This is a genomic window from Shewanella profunda, assembly GCF_023283765.1.
Taxonomy (GTDB): domain Bacteria; phylum Pseudomonadota; class Gammaproteobacteria; order Enterobacterales; family Shewanellaceae; genus Shewanella; species Shewanella profunda.
On sequence record NZ_JAKILG010000019.1, the window covers coordinates 49,913 to 69,237 of the forward strand.

The 19,325-nt window shown below is 44.2% G+C and carries 10 protein-coding genes and 9 tRNA genes; 7 read left to right on the plus strand and 12 right to left on the minus strand.

The window, feature by feature from the left end; all coding sequences use genetic code 11:
* Positions 1-28 precede the first annotated feature (28 nt).
* Positions 29-2,182: a M3 family metallopeptidase gene (locus L2744_RS11195; RefSeq protein WP_248991983.1), complete on the minus strand. Its 2,154-nt coding sequence runs from the start codon at positions 2,180-2,182 to the stop codon at positions 29-31.
* 202 nt (positions 2,183-2,384) lie between these two features.
* The gene (locus tag L2744_RS11200) at positions 2,385-4,493 is read right to left on the minus strand and encodes a multiheme c-type cytochrome (protein ID WP_248991993.1); all 2,109 of its coding nucleotides are present in this window, start codon (positions 4,491-4,493) and stop codon (positions 2,385-2,387) included.
* Positions 4,494-5,036: 543 nt separating this feature from the next.
* Between L2744_RS11200 and L2744_RS11205 the strand changes: the two genes are divergently transcribed.
* Both L2744_RS11205 and L2744_RS11210 read left to right on the plus strand, forming a co-directional pair.
* Positions 5,037-5,615: a thymidine kinase gene (locus L2744_RS11205; protein WP_248991984.1), complete on the plus strand. Its 579-nt coding sequence runs from the start codon at positions 5,037-5,039 to the stop codon at positions 5,613-5,615.
* Between the two features lie 92 nt (positions 5,616-5,707).
* Positions 5,708-8,785: a transglycosylase domain-containing protein gene (locus L2744_RS11210; protein ID WP_248991985.1), complete on the plus strand. Its 3,078-nt coding sequence runs from the start codon at positions 5,708-5,710 to the stop codon at positions 8,783-8,785.
* Between the two features lie 119 nt (positions 8,786-8,904).
* On the opposite strand, the gene L2744_RS11215 is transcribed toward L2744_RS11210, so the two are convergent.
* The 10 genes from L2744_RS11215 to L2744_RS11260 all read right to left on the minus strand — a co-directional run bounded on the left by L2744_RS11215 (position 8,905) and on the right by L2744_RS11260 (position 16,584).
* Positions 8,905-10,284: a sigma-54-dependent transcriptional regulator gene (locus tag L2744_RS11215; RefSeq protein ID WP_248991986.1), complete on the minus strand. Its 1,380-nt coding sequence runs from the start codon at positions 10,282-10,284 to the stop codon at positions 8,905-8,907.
* Positions 10,281-12,092 carry a sensor histidine kinase gene (locus tag L2744_RS11220; protein WP_248991987.1) on the minus strand — a complete coding sequence of 604 codons (1,812 nt, stop codon included), beginning with the start codon at positions 12,090-12,092 and terminating at the stop codon, positions 10,281-10,283. The genes L2744_RS11215 and L2744_RS11220 overlap by 4 nt, the downstream gene beginning before the upstream one ends.
* A 111-nt stretch (positions 12,093-12,203) precedes the next feature.
* Entirely contained in the window at positions 12,204-13,601 is a 1,398-nt protein-coding gene (locus tag L2744_RS11225; RefSeq protein ID WP_248991988.1) for a TRAP transporter large permease, read from the minus strand.
* Entirely contained in the window at positions 13,601-14,245 is a 645-nt protein-coding gene (locus L2744_RS11230; RefSeq protein WP_248991989.1) for a TRAP transporter small permease, read from the minus strand. The genes L2744_RS11225 and L2744_RS11230 overlap by 1 nt, the downstream gene beginning before the upstream one ends.
* 63 nt (positions 14,246-14,308) lie before the next feature.
* On the minus strand, positions 14,309-15,331 hold the full coding sequence (locus L2744_RS11235) for a TRAP transporter substrate-binding protein (protein WP_248991990.1): 1,023 nt from the start codon (positions 15,329-15,331) through the stop codon (positions 14,309-14,311).
* Positions 15,332-16,049: 718 nt separating this feature from the next.
* Positions 16,050-16,125: transfer RNA gene (locus L2744_RS11240), tRNA-Val, on the minus strand.
* A gap of 28 nt (positions 16,126-16,153) precedes the next feature.
* Positions 16,154-16,229: transfer RNA gene (locus tag L2744_RS11245), tRNA-Val, on the minus strand.
* Positions 16,230-16,275: 46 nt separating this feature from the next.
* A tRNA-Val gene (locus L2744_RS11250) sits at positions 16,276-16,351 on the minus strand.
* Between the two features lie 34 nt (positions 16,352-16,385).
* A tRNA-Val gene (locus L2744_RS11255) sits at positions 16,386-16,461 on the minus strand.
* Positions 16,462-16,508: 47 nt separating this feature from the next.
* Positions 16,509-16,584: transfer RNA gene (locus L2744_RS11260), tRNA-Val, on the minus strand.
* A gap of 369 nt (positions 16,585-16,953) precedes the next feature.
* Here L2744_RS11260 and gltX point away from each other — a divergent pair.
* From gltX to L2744_RS11285, 5 genes are all read left to right on the plus strand, one after another.
* Complete coding sequence (gltX, locus tag L2744_RS11265) at positions 16,954-18,378, plus strand: glutamate--tRNA ligase (RefSeq protein ID WP_248991991.1); 1,425 nt, start codon at positions 16,954-16,956, stop codon at positions 18,376-18,378.
* A 103-nt stretch (positions 18,379-18,481) separates the two neighbouring features.
* Positions 18,482-18,557: transfer RNA gene (locus tag L2744_RS11270), tRNA-Ala, on the plus strand.
* A gap of 157 nt (positions 18,558-18,714) precedes the next feature.
* Positions 18,715-18,790: transfer RNA gene (locus L2744_RS11275), tRNA-Glu, on the plus strand.
* Positions 18,791-18,906: 116 nt separating this feature from the next.
* Positions 18,907-18,982, plus strand: a tRNA-Ala gene (locus tag L2744_RS11280).
* Between the two features lie 234 nt (positions 18,983-19,216).
* Positions 19,217-19,292, plus strand: a tRNA-Glu gene (locus L2744_RS11285).
* The last annotated feature ends 33 nt before the right edge of the window (positions 19,293-19,325 follow it).

A 19,325-nucleotide genomic window follows, 5' to 3' on the forward strand; every position in this document is an offset into this window, starting at 1 on the left:
GGGACACTAATAGTTTAATACGTCAGCTTTACTTATTTGCGGTATTTAACCCGCGGCGGTTAAGTAAACCCTCGGTGGTTGGTTCTTGACCTCGGAAGTTTTTGTAGGCTTCCATCGGCGCGATACTATTACCCACTTCACGGATTGTCTTATGGTACTTCATGCCAATTTCACGATTGAGCCCCCCCTGAGTTTGCACATAGGCGAAGGCATCGGCAGCTAAAATTTCACTCCACATGTAAGCGTAGTAACTTGCCGAGTAACCGCCGGGGAAGGCGTGGGCAAAGTAGGTCGACTTATAGCGTGGCGGTACGGCACTGATGTTTAAACCGTGTTTTTTAAGTGCATTGGCTTCAAAGGTGGCAACATCCTGTAGCGGCGTATCTGGGCTTAATGAATGCCATTCCATATCGACTAATGCGGCGGCCATGTATTCCAGAGTGTCAAAGCCTTGGTTGAAGCTGCCGGATTTCAGTAACTTTTGCAGTAGTTCATCGGGGATCGGTTTACCGGTTTCGTAGTGTTTCGCGTAGTTCGCTAACACTTTTGGATGGGCGGCCCAATCTTCTTCAAATGTTGATGGGAATTCGACAAAGTCACGGGAAACCGAGGTGCCAGCCAGACTTGGATAAGTCACTTTTGAGAACATGCCATGGGTACCGTGACCCATTTCATGGAACATAGTGGTGACTTCGTTATAACTGACAAACGTGGGTTCTCCCGCTGGCGCCTTTTTAATGTTCATCACATTGACGACAACTGGCTTAGTGCCTTCTAAGAAAGATTGACCCACAAACGAACTCATCCAAGCGCCACCACGTTTACCTTCGCGGGCAAAATAGTCGGCGTAGAAGATGGCCATGCTTGAACCATCGGCATCAAACATTTCATAGGCTTTTACATCGGGATGGTACACGGGTAAATCTGGGCGTGGTTTTAGGGTGACGCCGTAAAGTTCTTTAAGTGTGTAGAACACGCCATCTTCTAGTACACGGTTAAACTCGAAGTAAGGGCGAACACTGTTGGCATCGAGTGCGTATTTTTCTTTGCGAACTTTTTCAGCATAAAATTCCCAATCCCAAGGGGCTAGTTCAAACTTGCCACCGGTTTTAGTGATCATGGCTTGAATGTCGGCTGCTTCTTTTTGGGTATTGGCAACAACCGCTGGCACCATAGAGCCGAACATGCTGTAAACCGCCTCAGGCGTTTTTGCCATTTGCGGCGCTAAGCGATAAGTCGCCCAGTTTTCGTATCCTAGCAATGCCGCTCGTTCGGCACGAAGCTGCGCTAAACGCGATACGAGCGATGCCGTTTCGTTTTCACCCGTTAAACCACGATTAGCAGAGGCTTCCCAAATACGTTGGCGCAGCTCGCGGTTTTCCAGTGATGCCAACACAGGTTGACGAGTGGTGTTGGTGATATTGATAAGATATTTACCATCGTGACCTGCCGCTTTGGCATCGTTGGCGGCCGAAGTGATTTCACTGTCGGTTAATCCTGCCAGTTCATCCTTTGAATCAACGACGATAGCGATTTCTTTGGTTAAGCGGAGTAAACGCTGGGAAAATTCATTCGTTAATGTTGATTGTTCTTCATTTAATGCGCGAATTTTGACTTTCTGTTCGTCAGTCAATTTAGCGCCAGCCATGATAAAGCGTTGGTGATAAACCTCAACTAAGCGCTGGGCTTCTGGGGTTAAGCCTACGTTGGCACGGTCATTATAAATGGCTTCGATTCGGGCAAATAGGGCGGGATTTAAATTGATATTATCCGAGTGAGCTGCCATTTTTGGGGCCATTTCCCCTTGGATTTTACGTAGCTCAGGATTGCTGTTTGAACCCGCTAAGTTATAAAACACGCTGGATGCTCGGTCCAGTAGTGCACCGCTTTTTTCCATTGCAACAATAGTGTTCTCAAAGGTGGGCGCCGCAGGGTTATTGGCGATAGCAAGAATTTGTTGATATTGCTCGGCAATGCCTTGCTCGAGTGCTGGTTTAAAATGCTCATCCTTGATGAGGCTAAAGTCTGGCGTTTGGTATTGCAGCGTACTGGCTTGTAGCAAAGGGTTTTGGGCTGGTATTGAAATAGCATTAGTTGCTGCGTTCTCTGTGTTGCTGCAACCTGCCGTCAATCCGGCGGTGAGAGTGGCGCCGATGGCAATGGCAATAAAACTTTTACGCATATTAAATGACTTCCTTAGAATTGTTGTTTTTTTAGGACTCTAACGTTAATAACTTAAATAGGACTGAAAATGTTTGTGCTTGGTTATCTTGCCATAAAAAAGGAGCCTCGCGCTAGCGAGACTCCTTGAGCTATTTCCTTGCAGGGAAAATAGGTACCGCTTTTTTACTTACTTCTTAATCACGCGATGATGGGCTGATTAATTAGCGAGTAAACTTGTGGTATTTATCAATACCAGTACTTCTACCTGTGTCATGACATACTGCACAAGATTCAGAGGTGGGTTGTTTAAACCAGTCAGCTACACTTGGTACGCTGATTTCACCACCGTTGCTTGCCATATGCGCCTTAGCAGAATCGCTAGTATGGCAGGCATAACAGTTAGCTGTTACAGGGCTTGTCATTTTGCTACCTGGCTCAAGAATGTATTGATTTGGCACTTTGTTTAAATCAATAGCAGTTTCGTGACAGGCAACACAGCTAGTGGCAGCGTCGATAGCGCCCGCACCGTTAGCAGTTTTTGCTTGAGTTCCGTCGGCTGCAACTTCACCCACTTTAGCACCTTCACCCCAGTGCCAGCTGTGGACCATAGGACCAAAACCTGCACCTATCGCTGCTGAAGTACGAGACATACCGTTGTCATGACAAGCGATACAGCTATCTCCACCCTCATCGAAGGCACCATTTTTGTGGAAGGCAGTTGCATCGTTATGGCAAGTTGTACAGCTGTTATCGCTAACAACTGAACGGCGGCCAAAGGCTGATACTTTTTCGCCAGTCGTTGGGTTAACTACGTCAGAGTAAGCGGTGAAAGATATACCCATAGAACCGTCATATCCGTCAGCTCTTAGGTTACCACTGCTTTGATAACGTGCTTTACCATCATATTCCATCCAACCTGCGGTACTAAACGTCACGCGGGATGAGTAGACATAGTTAGCATTCACGGCTGCAATATCTGTGAGTAAGTGACAGATATTCTTAGTGCCATCAGTGTTATAACCATAGTAGTAGTTAGTACGGTTACCTGGACGGCCCACTAAGCTGCCATTTTCATAGGAATGTAAATAGGCACCTGCATAGACAATCGGCTTATTAGCGTTAAAGACTAGAGGGTCTGAATAGTTGAAGTTATCTTTAATGTTGAAGATGTTACCATCAACATCTTTAACCGTTAACGTAGTACACCAGCCTGGTGCGGCTACTGCGGCCGCAGCACCTGTTGGCGCATAGTGGTCAGTTTTGGTAGAGATATCATCTACTTTTACTGGTGTTGATAATTCCAATTTGTACTTAGCGCGAATCGCTTGGCGTTCTGTTAAACCCGCTTTGCTTTCGTGCATAATGCGCAGATCCGCACCATTGCTTGGGATCACAACGCCTGGTACACCACCACTGTTATGGCAGTCAATACAACCTGGACCTGATACGTTGATATTATTAGGCGCTTCAACGTGGCAAGAAGTACAGTTCATCACACTGAAATCTTTGGTGAAATCTTGGTGATTGATATGACCAATTTTGGATAGTGTGTTAGTAGCATAGCTACCTGTTGAGAAACCTTCAGCATTTAAAACGGTGCGGCTTACTGAACCGTGACAGACTAAACAGCCTTCTACGAAGGTAACTTCACTGTCCATACCGGTTGCAACATAGCTTGCATGGCGACGTGGGCTTGTAGAGTAGTCGATATGGCAAGAGTAGCAGCTATCGGTTGTGGTTGAATGAGTACCTTCAGGTTTGTTAACGACTAAAGGTTCAGACGTAGCAATACCATCGTTACCACCGACGCGTAACCAAACGATACCTTCAGTGCTTGGGTTTACCCCTTTCATTGGCACTTTAAATTGATAATGGCCGTCAGCTAAAGCGGTTAATTCAGCACCCGCAGTTGCCTGAGTGACTGCACCACCGACATGAACATTATCTGCAACACCGTTTTTATCAGCTTCATCGCGGTTAGTGATAAAACCTTTATCTGTTAATGCTGCCACTTTGGCTTGAGCATTTAACAGTCCGTTGATTGGGCTATTGTTTTCATCTGTAATTTCGAATTCGTAACTAATGCTGCCTTCAGCAAAGCTGTAGTTAATCACTTTGACATTGGTTACGGTCGATTTGGTTACTGGCGCTGGTGTCCATGGTTGGCCAGGAGTACCTGGGTCACCAGGAGTACCAGGTGTACCTGGGATCCCCGGCGTACCTGGTGCACCATCGGCGCCATCCTTGCCATCATCCCCACAACCAACAAGGGCGCCTGTTAAGGCTAAGGCAACTACATATGCCAGTTTTTTAGAGGTGAAAATTCTCATCATAATCTCCAATTGATCCAATATGCGAATAAAGGACGGATTGCAGCACTAAAGTTTGCAGGGGAGATTAGTGCTTTGAACCGCTGATTTTAATTTGCAAGCTATCGAATACTTTATTTTTTTAAAATTGAGCACTTGATTGTCTCAAGGTGAATAATACTGTTAATTTATTGTTTATTTTTTGAACCTTACCGCATTTATGCCTATTACTTTGGAGGTAGATCTCACTTTTAGAATTTAACATCGATTACTTTTATCTTACAAAACAACATTTAAGTTTGGTTTAAGGTTGTGGTTACAAGTTGTTAACTATTCACGTTTCCATTACATATTGTTCGGCAAGGCTTAAATTAGCGTAAGCAGAAATACTGACGTCACGGGTATGGAATTTAAAATTTTGGCGCAATTTAGTGCGATTATCTTAATTCGTCATAAAAGCTTAGATACGGATAGTGTTTTGATGGGGTAGGCAATGTTAAACTAATATGTAATTTGCTCTGGTGACTGACACGTAAGAGATAATGTTTTTAAAGGGTATAAGTTTTGGCACAACTGTATTTTTACTATTCGGCAATGAATGCGGGTAAATCCACGTCCTTACTGCAATCTTCCTATAACTATCGTGAGCGCGGTATGCATACCTTAGTGATGACTGCCTCTATTGATGATAGATATGGAAAAGGTAAAGTAGCCTCCCGTATTGGTATTGAAACTGATGCACAAATTTTTAGTAGCCAAGATAACCTGAGTGAAATGATCCAAACTGTACACCAAGCTACACCACTAAGTTGCGTATTATTGGACGAATGCCAGTTCTTAAGTAAGGAACAAGTAAAACAATTAACCTATATTGTTGATAAATTAGATATTCCTGTGTTGTGTTATGGATTGCGAACAGATTTCCAAGGCGAACTTTTCACTGGTAGTCATTATTTACTGGCTTGGGCCGATAAGTTAGTCGAGTTGAAGACGATTTGTCATTGCGGTCGCAAAGCGAATATGGTGGTTCGCCTTGATGGTGAAGGTAAAGTGATGCGAGAGGGCGAGCAAGTCGCTATAGGCGGTAACGAAAGCTATGAATCTGTGTGTCGCAAACATTTTCGTGAGTTTATCTGGGATTAAGGCAAGATCGATATTTAAGGTGCCTAGATTTTACCGAAAGTCGTTAATAGTGAATAAAATGAGTTCTAGCTTTATGATTTTTTGGAGCAGTTTTGCCTAATTCTACGCAAGAGATTAAGTTCGAAAATTACCGTCCTCGTCCACCGCAACCTGAGCCTAAAGCTAAGTCTGAGCCTAAGCCTAAGGTCAGATCTAAGGGACGTGTTTGGTTTCTCTTTTTTATTCTCATTTTGTGTTTGGTCATTTTGATTGGCCAAGAAATAAAGACTTCCTTCTATCAGGCAACATTTATCCATCAATATGCTAAAACGCTCACCTATGAATTAGAAAATGAGCCAACTCAGTCGGTGATTTATCCAAGCTATGGTCCCTTTGATGAGCGTCATGGCTATAGCAAGTTGCCTAATTATATTGACAGATTGTTGCAGCGAAACTTTCAGATAACTCGGCAAGTGGCATTTTCACCAGCGTTACAAGAGTATACCCAATTTGGTTTTTTCCCTCCTTACCATGAGAAAGCGCAATCCGGGCTGACGCTGCTCGATTGCCGTAATACTGATCTTTATGAGTTTGCCTATCCTAAGCGGGTTTATCAGGATGAGGATAAGATCCCCAATGAGATTGTGAATACCCTATTGTTTATCGAAAACCGGGAGCTTTGGACAACCGAAGATAAACTCAACCCTGTTATAGATTGGCCGCGCTTTGTGGTCGCAGGGATCAGTCAAATAGCGGAAATGTTAGGTTTTAATGTTGCAACAGCCGGGGGAAGTACCCTCGCGACTCAAATTGAAAAGTTTCGCCATTCTTCACAGGGCTTAACCTTGAGTATTAAAGATAAATTGTTGCAAATTGGCTCCGCCAGTGTGCGAGTGTACCAACAAGGTGAAAATACGGAACCTGCTCGCAAGCGCATCGTACAGGACTATTTAAACACAGTCCCCCTATCCTCAGCACCAAATCACGGTGAAGTACATGGTATAGGTGATGGTTTGTGGGCATGGTTTGGTACTGATTTTGATATGGCTAACAAGCTATTATCGGCACCGCAGATCAAAGCCAATGCGGCTAAACGAGGTCAGGTTTTCCGTCAAGTGGTTGCTTTGATGATTGCCCAGCGTCGCCCATCCTACTACTTATTACAGGGCCATGAGGATTTAGAAAATCTGGTTGATAGCCATATTCGTTTACTCGGGGAATATTATTTAATCGATCGCCATCTGCGTGATGCTGCGTTAGCACAACGCCTAGAGTTTAAAGTGGCTAAGCCACAACGCAATGTGCAATCGGGGGCCGATAAAGGCATAAATACTATTCGTATTCGTACCGCTGGTATGCTTAATATGGGACTTTACGATTTAGATCGCCTCGATCTGACGGTAAATAGCAGCTTACACAGTGATTTACAGCAGCAAGTGAGTCAATACTTGCGCAGTCTTGCCCAGGCGTCCACTGCGGAGCAAGTCGGTTTATTGGGGGAGCGTTTACTTGAGCCTAACCAACTGAAAAATGTGCTCTACAGCTTTACCTTATATGAACGTACAGATACCGCTAACCGCGTTAGGGTTCAGACAGACAGTACAGATCAACCCTTCGATATCAACGAAGGGAGTAAGTTAGAACTCGGTTCTACGGCTAAATTGCGGGTAATGGCAACCTATTTGGAAATTATTGCCGAGATCCACGATAAATATTCCAAAAAGCATGGCATAGAATTAGAGTCGATTATTATCGAGCCTCGGGATCACTTAACCCGCTGGGCAATCGATTATCTGATTGTCAATCCTGATAGGCGCCTCGATCGTATGTTAGATGCGGCGCTTCAACGTGAATATTCCGCCTCACCTAATGAGCAATTTTTTACGGGTGGTGGTTTACATGTGTTTAATAACTTTAAAAAAGCAGAGGACTTGAAAAGACCAACATTGTATCAAGCCCTGCAGGATTCAATCAATTTACCCTTCGTGCGTCTTATGCGCGACATAGTCAATTACAGTAGCAGTATGCAAAATGAGGGCAATATTGCCCAGTTGTTACGTAATGACAAAGATCCTCGCCGCGAAGAGTATTTACGGGTATTTGCCGACAGAGAAGGTAATACCTTTGTCACTAAATTTTATCGTAAATATAGGAAAGTGGCGGCCAATGAGCGTTTAGATATGTTCTTCGATGGTCAATCCCAATCGGAGCAACAGCTCACTGCGGCATATCGTTATTTGCTCCCCGATGAGTCTATGGCGTCATTTAAGGCATTTTTACAGCAACGGATACCGCAGACAACCTATAGCGAACGCCGGATTAAGGACCTCTATAATAAGTACGGGCCTGATAAGTATAATTTGCCCGATCAAGGCTATATAGCACGTGTGCATCCGTTGGAGTTATGGGTTTTGAATTATCTTAACCATCATCCCGATGCTAATTTGAATGAAGTTAAAGAAGCCAGTCAACAGCAACGCCAAGAGGTGTACCGTTGGTTATTTAGAACTCGACATAAGAATGCGCGCGATGTTCGTGTGCAAGTGATGTTAGAAGTTGAAGCTTTCTTAGATATTCACCAGCGCTGGGCGCGTCTAGGTTATCCCTTTGAGACTATGGTGCCATCCTTAGGTTCGGCGCTCGGTAGCTCAGGGGATAGACCTGCAGCCCTTGCGGAGTTAATGGGTATTATCCAAAACGATGGCTACAGATTGCCAACAGTGCGTATTAATCAATTACACTTTGGCGTTGATACACCTTACGAGGTGATGTTACAAAACCAGAGCGCTCAAGGTGAGCGTGTTATGCGCCATGAAGTTGCACAGGCTTTAAAAGCGGCGCTGGCGAATGTTGTTCAAAATGGTACTGGACGGCGTTTAAAAGGTATTTTCGTTGATGAACAAGGCGCTATGTTGCCCATCGGTGGGAAAACAGGGACAGGTGATAACCGTATTGTGACCCAGATGCAGCAGGGTAAGAAGGTTGCTACTACTGCCATGAACCGAACTGCTACCTTTGTATTCTATTTAGGTGATAAATACTTTGGCACCTTAACTGCTTTTGTGCCTGGCAGTAAGTCCGATGATTTTAGTTTTACTTCAGCGTTACCGCTGCAAGTGATGAAAGGGATGATGCCTATACTGTCACCTTATGTCACAACGCCAAAGGGCATGTGTGTGGTGGCAGAATAAACACAGGTTTTGCGATTATTAATAAAAATCCCCGCTTAGGGAAATCTAAGTGGGGATTTTTTATTAGGTTGAGTTGTTACGCGATTGAACAGAATGTGGTCTTGAAACCTCAACACGCACTAGTCATCTGAATTAACATATTGCTTACGGTCTAAATCATATTTCCGCATCTTGTCATATAAGGTTTTACGGGGTAATTCGAGCTGTTCCATGGTGAGTTTGATACTACCTTTGTTGTGACTTAAGGCTTCCTCTATCAGTACGCGCTCGAAAAACTCTACCCGTTGCAGTAAAGACATACTGGAGTGCAGACTCGGAGTATTGCCCAGAGAGCCTGCAAAAGCGGCTTCTCCGCCGAGTAATACATAACGTTCAGCAAGATTACGTAATTCACGTACATTGCCCGGCCAGTCGTGTGAGGTGAGAATGGCATTTTGCTCAGCATTTAAAGCGATAAGTGCTTTGTGGTATCGAGCAGATGCGACTCGAGCAAAATGTAAAAAGAGTAACGGAATATCTTCACGGCGATCCCTAAGCGGAGGGATGGGGACAGTAACAAGATTTAAGCGATAGAGTAAATCTTGTCGAAACTCTCCGGTATCACACAGATTTTTTAAATCGACTTTGGTGGCCGCAATCACACGAATATCTAAATTGATGCTCTTATTGGAACCTAAGCGTTCCACTTTGCGATCTTCTAATACCCGTAGTAGTTTTACTTGGAGCGATAACGGCGTGCTTTCAATTTCATCTAAGAACAATGTGCCGCCATTAGCGTATTCAAACTTACCCACCCGCATTTTATCGACACCCGTAAAGGCACCCGCTTCGGCACCAAAGAGTTCACTCTCGATAAGGTTTTCGGGGATCGCGCCGCAGTTAATTGCAACAAAGTTGGCTTGGTTACGGTTACTGTGATCGTGCAGATAACGGGCAACGAGTTCTTTACCTGTGCCCGTTTCGCCTTCAATTAATACGTCGGCAGGGGTATCTATCACTTGTTCTATAATATGGCGCATACGGTTGATGCCAACACTGTGCCCCAAAATACGTGGCCCAGGAACGCTTTGGCTCTCTAGCTCTTTTTTCAGCTTGCGGTTTTCTAGGGTCAAACTGCGTTTATCTAAGGCGCGTTTAACCACATCGAGCATATGTTCATTATTAAAGGGTTTTTCGAGAAAATCATAAGCGCCTTGTTTTAACGCATTGACTGCCATGGCGATATCGCCAAAACCTGTAAGTAGGACTACGGGTAAATCAGGATCTTGCTGGCGAATTTGTTGCATAAGACTAATGCCATCGAGCTGTGGCATATTCACATCGGAGATCACGACGCCGGCCCAATCTTTATCAAGCAGTTTGGCAATATCTTTAGGTTCTGTGCGGGTGATGGCTTTAATACCTTCTAGTTCAAATAATTGCACTAAAACTGTACCTATATGCGGCTCATCATCGATGATAAGCACAGAATAGTCTTGGATTGAATTGGGCACATTCATATTGACGGACGTTCCTCGAGCAAATAAATCGGTAAAATAATTTGGAAAATGGCACCACCGTTTTCGGCATTGGCGACATTGATCTGACCCTGCATAGACTCGATGATACGTTGTGAAATCGATAGGCCTAATCCTAAACCATGGCGCTCGTTTGTAGTGAAATAGGGTTCGAAGATTTTTTCCATTTGGCTTTCGCGGACACCTGAGCCTGTATCTTGAATACTAATACAAAATTTATCTTGGCTGCTCACCCGAATAATCAAACGACGTTTGACCGACTGCTGCATGGCGACAATCGCATTACTCATAATATTGACAAATACTTGTTGTAGTCTGACCTTATCGCCCCACACTTGATAATTGCCGTCGGGCAGTTGCACATCCAATTGTACGCCCTGTTTATCAATTTCGGGTTGGACTATGGTTAATGCTTGTTTGATACAGCGATTAATATCTGTTGCGCTATCAGTGCCTTGGCTTTTACGGGTAAAACTTTTAAATTGGCCGACAATATCGGCGAGTCTATCTGTGAGTTCGATAATGATTTTAAGATTATCCAATGCCTTATCTTGCATATTCCTCGCAAGAAACGTCTGAGTATTTTGCGCATAACTGCGTAATGCCGCCAAGGGTTGATTGAGTTCATGGTTAATACTGGCGGATAAGCTGCCTATAACAGTCAGCTTTGCGGCTTGGATAAGCTCATCTTGGGTATCTTTTAGCCGCTCGTTGGCTTGCTGTAAATCTTGAGTACGTTCTTCAACCCTTTGTTCGAGTAGACTTTGTGCAAGTTGCATTCGTTGTAAATTACGCCGCCGCTCGGCGCTAAATAAAAGACCTAACGCGAGTAACAGATAAATCGAAGCGGAAAGCAGCATAAGGGCGGGCATTGATTCGTGTAATGGTTTCATTGGCGCAAGAATATGAACCCGCCAACCGGCTTTTGTCATCTCGTGATGGGTATCCATATATTGGGCTTGGGCAGTACCTGTGCGAATTTGGTAAATATGATCGGTATTTTCGCCGTCATGTTGGTAATGGGGTTTGATTAACAGTTCACTAATAGGGCGCTCGGCGTAGCGTTTTGAAGCATTTAGCGCGTATTGTTTAGCTTGGGTAAGCGGCGTTAAGGAGGTGAGGCGCCATTCATCAATACTGGAAATAAAAACGATATCATCGGGATCGCTGATCACAAATTGATACTGGCCAGCAATGGCAATACTGGTGCTCTGTTGCTCTATATCGGCAATATTGACTTTAACCACTATGGCGCCGAGTATGCCTTTTCCGCCTTGTTGGTAAATAGGGTAAGAGAAGTAAAAACCGCGTTTATCCGAGCTAGTACCCACCGCATAGTAGCGTCCCAAATTTCCTGAAATGGCATCGGTGTAATAGGGTCTAAAGGAATAATCTTTACCAATAAATGAGAAACTCTGTTGCCAGTTACTTGCGGCAATGGCAATGCCAAGCGCATCAATAAGGTAAATATCCGATGCTTCAGTAACGTGCTGGATTTCTTCTAAATAGAGATTCAGTTCTTGAACTTTTTTAGGGTTTTGCTGATCGTTGAGTACATGAGCCAGCATAGGGTTGGTCGAAAGCACATGGGGAATACTCTCATAGCGCGAGAGCGCACCATCCAGAAAGCTGACGAGCTCCTTTAATTGCTTTTCAGACTGGGTTTGGATTTCAATTTTACCTTGATGTAAATGAACCCAATAGGTCAACTTTAGGATTGCGAATAATCCTGCGAGTAGCACTACCGTCAGAAGGAGACGTTTCTTGGCTGTTGGCGTCATGGGGAGCATAGCGGGCGATCCTGATAATCACTTAATCTAAAACAAAGCGAGCCTAAGTAGGCTCGCTTAAAAACTATCTATAATCAAGGAATAATATTGGCCCCTTGATAAATCCTTCTACTAATATCCCCTTAACTTATCCAGCATTTCGGGTAAAAACAGGGATATTTGTGGCACATAGGTAATAAAGGCTAAGAAGACTAGCATCAACAATAGCCACGGGAGTACAGATTGAATAACCCAGCCAATACTGCGCCCAGTGATCCCCGAAGTCACAAAGAGGTTGAGCCCGACCGGCGGCGTTAGCATACCTATTTCCATGTTCACCACCATGATAATCCCTAAATGAATAGGGTCAATTCCCAGCTGAGTCGCAATGGGGAATAGGATGGGCGCCATAATTAATACAATTGCAGAAGGTTCCATAAAGTTACCCGCAGCAAGCAGCATCAAGTTAACTATGATGAGAAATCCCCAAGCAGGTAGGCCCATACTGACAATATATTCGGCGATAATATGGGGTATACGCTCCGTTGTTAGCACGTGCGCAAACAGCATTGCGTTAGCGATGATAAAGAGCAACATAATGCTGACCTTGGCACCATCGCGCACAACATTTCGTACTTCTGGGTCTATGGGAGTTTTAATTAACCCTAACAGCATATGCCACAGGTTACGGGTAACGGCGTTGGGCAGGCTTTCGCTTGGATTACGCCATGCTACATTTTTCAGAGGCCCAATATCACGATAACCAAATACGGCAATTAAATAAGCATACATACAAGCGACGGCAGAGGCTTCAGTTGGACTGGCAACGCCACCGTAGATTGATCCTAATACAATAATGATCAGCGCCAATCCGCCGAGGGCCTTAGCACTGGAAAGCCCTAGTTGTTTAATGCCAGGAAAGGGGCGTGAAGGTAGATTTTTAAAACGGGCAACGATATAGATTACTACCATGAGTAGTAAACCCATTAATAAGCCAGGAATTAAGCCTGCCATAAACATTCTGGCTGCTGAAACTTCAGTCGCTGCCGCATACACTAACATCACAATCGATGGGGGGATCAAAATCCCAAGCGTGCCAGAGGTGGTAATTACCCCTGCAGCAAATTTTTCTGGATATCCGGCCTTTACCATGCCGACTATCACAATAGAGCCAATGGCAGCTACTGTAGCGGGGGATGATCCCGATACTGCAGCAAACAGCATACAGGCCATAACTGACGCCATGGCGAGACCACCGCGGATATGCCCAATACTGTCCATGGCAAAATCAATAATACGCCTTGCTACACCACCCGTTGATAAAAAGGCGGAAGATAGAATAAAGAAGGGAATTGCCAGTAGGGTGTAATGTTCCGATGATGACTCATAGAGTTTTAGGGCAATAGACGCTAGCGAGTCATTGGAGAATAATAAAATCGTGAGCATGCTGGAAAATCCTAGCGCGATGGCGATAGGCATGCCTAAAAACATACAGACGAGTAGGGCGGTAAACAGGGTTGCAATAGCCATTATTTTACCTCCTTGTTATCTGTAGCTGTGGGAGTTTGCTGAGCACTTTCATCGATTAAATGCATACTTTCTTTCGCTTCATCGGCAAATGTTAAGCCTGATACTTGGTTGCGTAGAATGGCGATAAATAGTTCTAAAAAGCGCCATGTGAGCATAGTAAAACCAATCAACAGGATACTTTGGGATAACCAAATGGGGACCGCACCATCTTCCACGTCAATTCTTAGGGTGTTCCAAGCAAAATCAGCATCTAAATTGTTCAGTAGCACTTTTGGGAAGTGGATGTCTTCCATCGGGACGCCAATGTGGTACATCTGTGATAGGTATGAAAAACTACCTTTTAAAAACAACCCACAGTAGATTAAACAGATTGAGGTGGTGATTAAGGATGTGATTTTTTTTGCCCTTGGAGGCAAGCTTTTTACGAAGGCATCTACACCTATGTGCGCGCCTACCTTAACTCCGTATGACATACCAAACAACACAAACCAACCACACAGGGTCAATGTAAGTTCTTGGATCCACAGAAAACCCGTATTGAAGAAGAATCGTGCGACGACCTCTGAAAACACTAATAATGTCATCAAAGTGATCAATAAATTGAGCACACCTTCTTCAAAATAACCAAATATTCGTGATATCACAGTTTGTACTCCCCTCGCTCAAATACCGCTTAACCCCAATGGAGGTTAAGCGGTTTGTTTTAATTATTGTTTATTTGCAGCAACGGCGGCTTCAATAACATCTTTGCCTACTTGATCTTCGAACTTAGTCCACACAGGTTTCATCACATCTACCCATTGTTGACGTTCTGCTGGCGTTAATGTCACTAACTTTGAGCGCTTAGAGTCGAGAATTAATTGTTTGTCTTCGTTGTCTTTCTCGGCGGCAATTTTATTACCTAATGCGATTGATTCATCTAAGGCATCTTTGATGATTTTACGTTTATCTGCTGGCAACCCTTTCCAGAAGGTATCTGAGGTCACGACCATGTAGTCAAGTACGCCGTGATTACTTTCAGTGATATGACTTTGAACTTCATAGAATTTTTGTGAGTAAGTGTTAGACCACGTGTTCTCTTGACCATCGATAGCTCGGGTTTGTAGCAGGGTGAACACTTCTGAGAAAGGTTTTTTCACAGGAATAGCACCAATGGCATCAAATTGAGCGGCTAATACGTCCGATGCCATCACGCGGAACTTTAAACCTTTTGCATCGGAAGGTTGTTTGAGCGGAGCGTTGGCGGAGAATTGCTTCATACCATTATGTAAATAACCTAAGCCGACAATGCCCTTACGAGTCATAGAGTTCAATAATGTTTGACCAGCCTCGCCCTGTTGAAAGCGGTTTACTGCATCCATGTCGTTGAATAAGAAGGGAAGATCGAATACCTGTAGGCGCTTAGTGTAGCGTTCAAATTTTGAAAGAGAAGGTGCTACAAATTGCACATCGTTTAACAGTAATGCTGCTAACTCGTTGTTATCCCCAAATAACTGTGAGCTAGGATACACGCTTACTTTGTATTCACCCGGTAAACGTTGTTCAACTAATTCTTTAAACTTCAAAGCCATTTGGCCTTTAGGCGTATTTTCCGCAACCACGTGAGAGAACTTGATTTCGACTGGTTCCGCAAATACGTTAAAACTGGTGGCAAAAACAGACGCAAGCGCGAGCATCTTTGCAACGGTTTTAAATGGGTGGGCCATACCAATCTGTTGATTCAATATCATTTTGAGTTCCTTTTTCTGTTGTTAGGATTTGTCCTCAGTCTTGGTTAGTTTGTTACCAAGTGTGAGTAGGAATACAGCCTTGATTTCCCTGAGGTCTATCTTAGTTAAGGCAAATACCACGCCAACTTACATTGAGCTCTGTAAGTGTTTGGTTAACAAAGTGTAGTTCATTTGATGTTTGTCACACTTTTAGTTTTATGGGTGAGATCTCGCTCACGTTTGCGGCTGAGTTGGGTGGAAACCCACCCAAAAGTAGATTCGGTTGTTATTGATGGTTTAACAGTGAGTGCTGATTAAGTGAGCAGAACTAGTTATTTTTAGATCAAAATGTCATTTCTGAATCAAGGTAACATAGGAGCAGAACCCCTGATTGGCTTCCGTAGGACGGCTGATGTTTAAAGATATGGCAAAGCGTTAAAAGCTTTCGACTGGCGACAAAATGGATTTGGAGGTAGGGCGAAGCAGTCTATGGAAGCAGGAAACAATAGCCGAGCACTACTTATGCCTTTAAGCCCTCGCCTAAATATTGATAAGTGAAGCTGATTGTCTAACGCTAACCATAGTGATCTCCTCATATGCTAAAGGCAAAGTGAAATCAGACATCAGTGACAACAAAGCTGGCTATCAATAGAATATCAAATACCCAATCTCGCACGCGGCCAATTTAGATCAAGCATAGTAGAGTCACGCTGAGGATAATGCTTAAGAGGGAAAATTATGGTGGTCGCTACTGGGCTCGAACCAGTGACCCCCTCCTTGTAAGGGAGGTGCTCTCCCAGCTGAGCTAAGCGACCTGGGATTTTGATTAGGTATTGCAGAATATGGTGGTCGCTACTGGGCTCGAACCAGTGACCCCCTCCTTGTAAGGGAGGTGCTCTCCCAGCTGAGCTAAGCGACCTGGGCATTCTTACATTACGCAATTTAAGTCATTATTCACTGAAGAATGGTGGTCGCTACTGGGCTCGAACCAGTGACCCCCTCCTTGTAAGGGAGGTGCTCTCCCAGCTGAGCTAAGCGACCTGGGAATGACTTACACTGTTATTACTAAGTTATATGGTGGTCGCTACTGGGCTCGAACCAGTGACCCCCTCCTTGTAAGGGAGGTGCTCTCCCAGCTGAGCTAAGCGACCTGGGATATAACTACATGTAAACCATAACTTGTTTTTGAAACGAATTATGGTGGTCGATACTGGGCTCGAACCAGTGACCCCCTCCTTGTAAGGGAGGTGCTCTCCCAGCTGAGCTAATCGACCTCGCTGTGTGGAGCCGTATTATAGGGAGGTTCGATCGAGTGTCAACGCTTTTTAGTGAAAAAAGCATTGGTCGTGCTATTTTTGTTCGCATTGACTTAATGTTAAACATATCACCGATTAAAGTGTTATTTCATGGGGTTTTACCTTGCAGCGACTGACCGACTAATTAATCCATATATGGTGAGATAAAGTCAGTGACGTCATCATCAAACTTTCGGTTTCATATATAAAGGCAGAGATTCAGAGACCCAATTTAATGAGATGGGATATTTGTCCCATTTGCAGGGCCTGCTTTGACTGTTAGAATAAGCCCACTTTTTTATCGTGCTTGTCTTTTTTAGACGACTTTATATAGGTTAGTGTTCCATTATGACAACTAAGACGCGTTTTGCTCCCAGTCCAACAGGTTTCTTACACGTAGGTGGTGCCCGTACTGCACTTTATTCTTGGCTACAAGCTCGTGCTAATAATGGTGAATTCGTATTACGTATTGAAGATACAGATATTGAACGTTCGACTCAGGCTGCTTGCGATGCCATTTTAGAAGGTATGAATTGGTTAGGGCTAACATGGGATGAGGGGCCATATTACCAAACTAAGCGTTTTGATCGTTATAACGAGATCATTGCTCAAATGTTAGCAAAGGGCACAGCCTATAAATGCTATTGCTCGCGTGAGCGCATCGAGTCCTTAAGAGAAACACAAGCTGCCAACGGTGAAGCTCAAAAGTATGATGGTTGCTGCCGAGATTTGCCTGCTCGTGTTTTGTCGGCGGGTGAGAGTGATGAACCATTTGTTGTACGTTTTAAAAATCCCATTGGTGGCTCTGTCGTATTTGATGATCATGTACGTGGCCGCATCGAATTTTCAAATGATGCATTAGATGACTTGATCATCGCCCGTACCGACGGCGTGCCAACCTATAACTTCTGCGTAGTCGTTGATGATTGGGATATGGGGATTACTTGTGTGGTGCGTGGTGAAGATCACATCAATAACACGCCTCGTCAAATTAACATCCTCAAAGCATTAGGGGCACCAATCCCTGAATATGCCCACGTATCAATGATTTTAGGTGATGATGGCGCTAAGTTATCTAAGCGTCATGGTGCTGTGAGTGTGATGCAATACCGTGATGACGGTTATTTGCCTGAGGCGCTGCTGAACTACTTAGTACGTTTAGGTTGGTCACATGGCGATCAAGAGATTTTTTCATTAGAAGAAATGAAGCAATTCTTTAAGTTGAGTGATATCAACAAAGCGGCTTCTGCTTTTAATACAGATAAACTAATTTGGTTGAACCAACACTATATTAAGAGTCTCGCGCCAGAATATGTCGCCTCACATCTACAGTGGCATATGGACGATCAAAAAATTGATACCTCTAATGGCCCTGCATTGGCAGATGTTGTTACCGCATTGGCTGAACGAGCTAAAACACTAAAAGAGTTAGCCGCTTCTAGTCGCTATTTCTATGAAGACTTTGAAGCGTTCGATGATGCTCAGGCTAAAAAGCATCTGCGTGGTGTTGCATTAGAGCCCCTGCAATTAGTTCAACAGAAATTGGCAGCATTAACTGAGTGGACAGCCGAAGCTATTCACCAAGCGATTGAAGAAACTGCAGCTGAGCTAGATGTGGGTATGGGTAAAGTGGGAATGCCACTTCGCGTTGCTGTAACAGGGGCAGGGCAGTCCCCAGGTTTAGATATCACATTATTTTTAATAGGAAGAAGTCGCTCTGAGCAAAGAATATCCAAAGCGATTGAATTTGTAGCAGATAGAATAAATTCCTAAAAAACGAGTTGACACTTTTAGGTGTGCTGCATAGAATGCGCCACGCAGTTGAGACACAGGCTGGCAGATGCTTGCGGTGCACTTAATTGTGTTTAATAAGTTTGGGGCTATAGCTCAGCTGGGAGAGCGCTTGCATGGCATGCAAGAGGTCGACGGTTCGATCCCGTCTAGCTCCACCAAACTTACCGCAGATGTTAAGCGGGAATGTTGTTCATAGTAGCAACAGTCAAATTAATATATCCGGGTCCGCTTCGGTTTTTAGAAGAGTGTGCCAAGGACACCGCAGATATTGAGCGGGAACCTTTTATAACGAAAAGTTCAAATTAGTATGTCCGGGTCCCCTTCGTCTAGAGGCCTAGGACACCGCCCTTTCACGGCGGTAACAGGGGTTCGAATCCCCTAGGGGATACCATCTATATTTTATAGAGAGTGGTTCCTATCGAATGGCTAACGAGTTGTTTGGTAAGAACAAAATCTAAATTTCTGCCGATATCCTAACTGTTAAAGTAAGGTGATTGACAAAAATTTGGGGCTATAGCTCAGCTGGGAGAGCGCTTGCATGGCATGCAAGAGGTCGACGGTTCGATCCCGTCTAGCTCCACCAAATGAACTGCCTTATTAAGCAGGAGCGAAAGTTCAAATTAATAAGTCCGGATCACCTTCGTTCTTTAGAAGATAGTGCCTAGGACACCGTAGATGTTAAACGGGAACCTTTCATAACGAAAAGTTCAAATTAATATGTCCGGGTCCCCTTCGTTCTTTAGAAGAGAGTGCCTAGGACACCGTAGATGTTAAACGGGAACCTTTCATAACGAAAGTTCAAATTAATATGTCCGGGGTCCCCTTCGTCTAGAGGCCTAGGACACCGCCCTTTCACGGCGGTAACAGGGGTTCGAATCCCCTAGGGGATACCACATTTTGGTTCCTGTCGAATGACTAACGAGTTG

Bases quoted from the DNA above. Each gene is read 5' to 3' on its own strand.
- L2744_RS11195 (WP_248991983.1), bottom strand. From the start codon at position 2,182: ATGCGTAAAAGTTTTATTGCCATTGCCATCGGCGCCACTCTCACCGCC.
- L2744_RS11200 (WP_248991993.1), bottom strand. From the start codon at position 4,493: ATGAGAATTTTCACCTCTAAAAAACTGGCATATGTAGTTGCCTTAGCC.
- L2744_RS11215 (WP_248991986.1), bottom strand. From the start codon at position 10,284: ATGAATGTGCCCAATTCAATCCAAGACTATTCTGTGCTTATCATCGAT.
- L2744_RS11220 (WP_248991987.1), bottom strand. From the start codon at position 12,092: ATGCTCCCCATGACGCCAACAGCCAAGAAACGTCTCCTTCTGACGGTA.
- L2744_RS11225 (WP_248991988.1), bottom strand. From the start codon at position 13,601: ATGGCTATTGCAACCCTGTTTACCGCCCTACTCGTCTGTATGTTTTTA.
- L2744_RS11235 (WP_248991990.1), bottom strand. From the start codon at position 15,331: ATGATATTGAATCAACAGATTGGTATGGCCCACCCATTTAAAACCGTT.
- gltX (WP_248991991.1), top strand. From the start codon at position 16,954: ATGACAACTAAGACGCGTTTTGCTCCCAGTCCAACAGGTTTCTTACAC.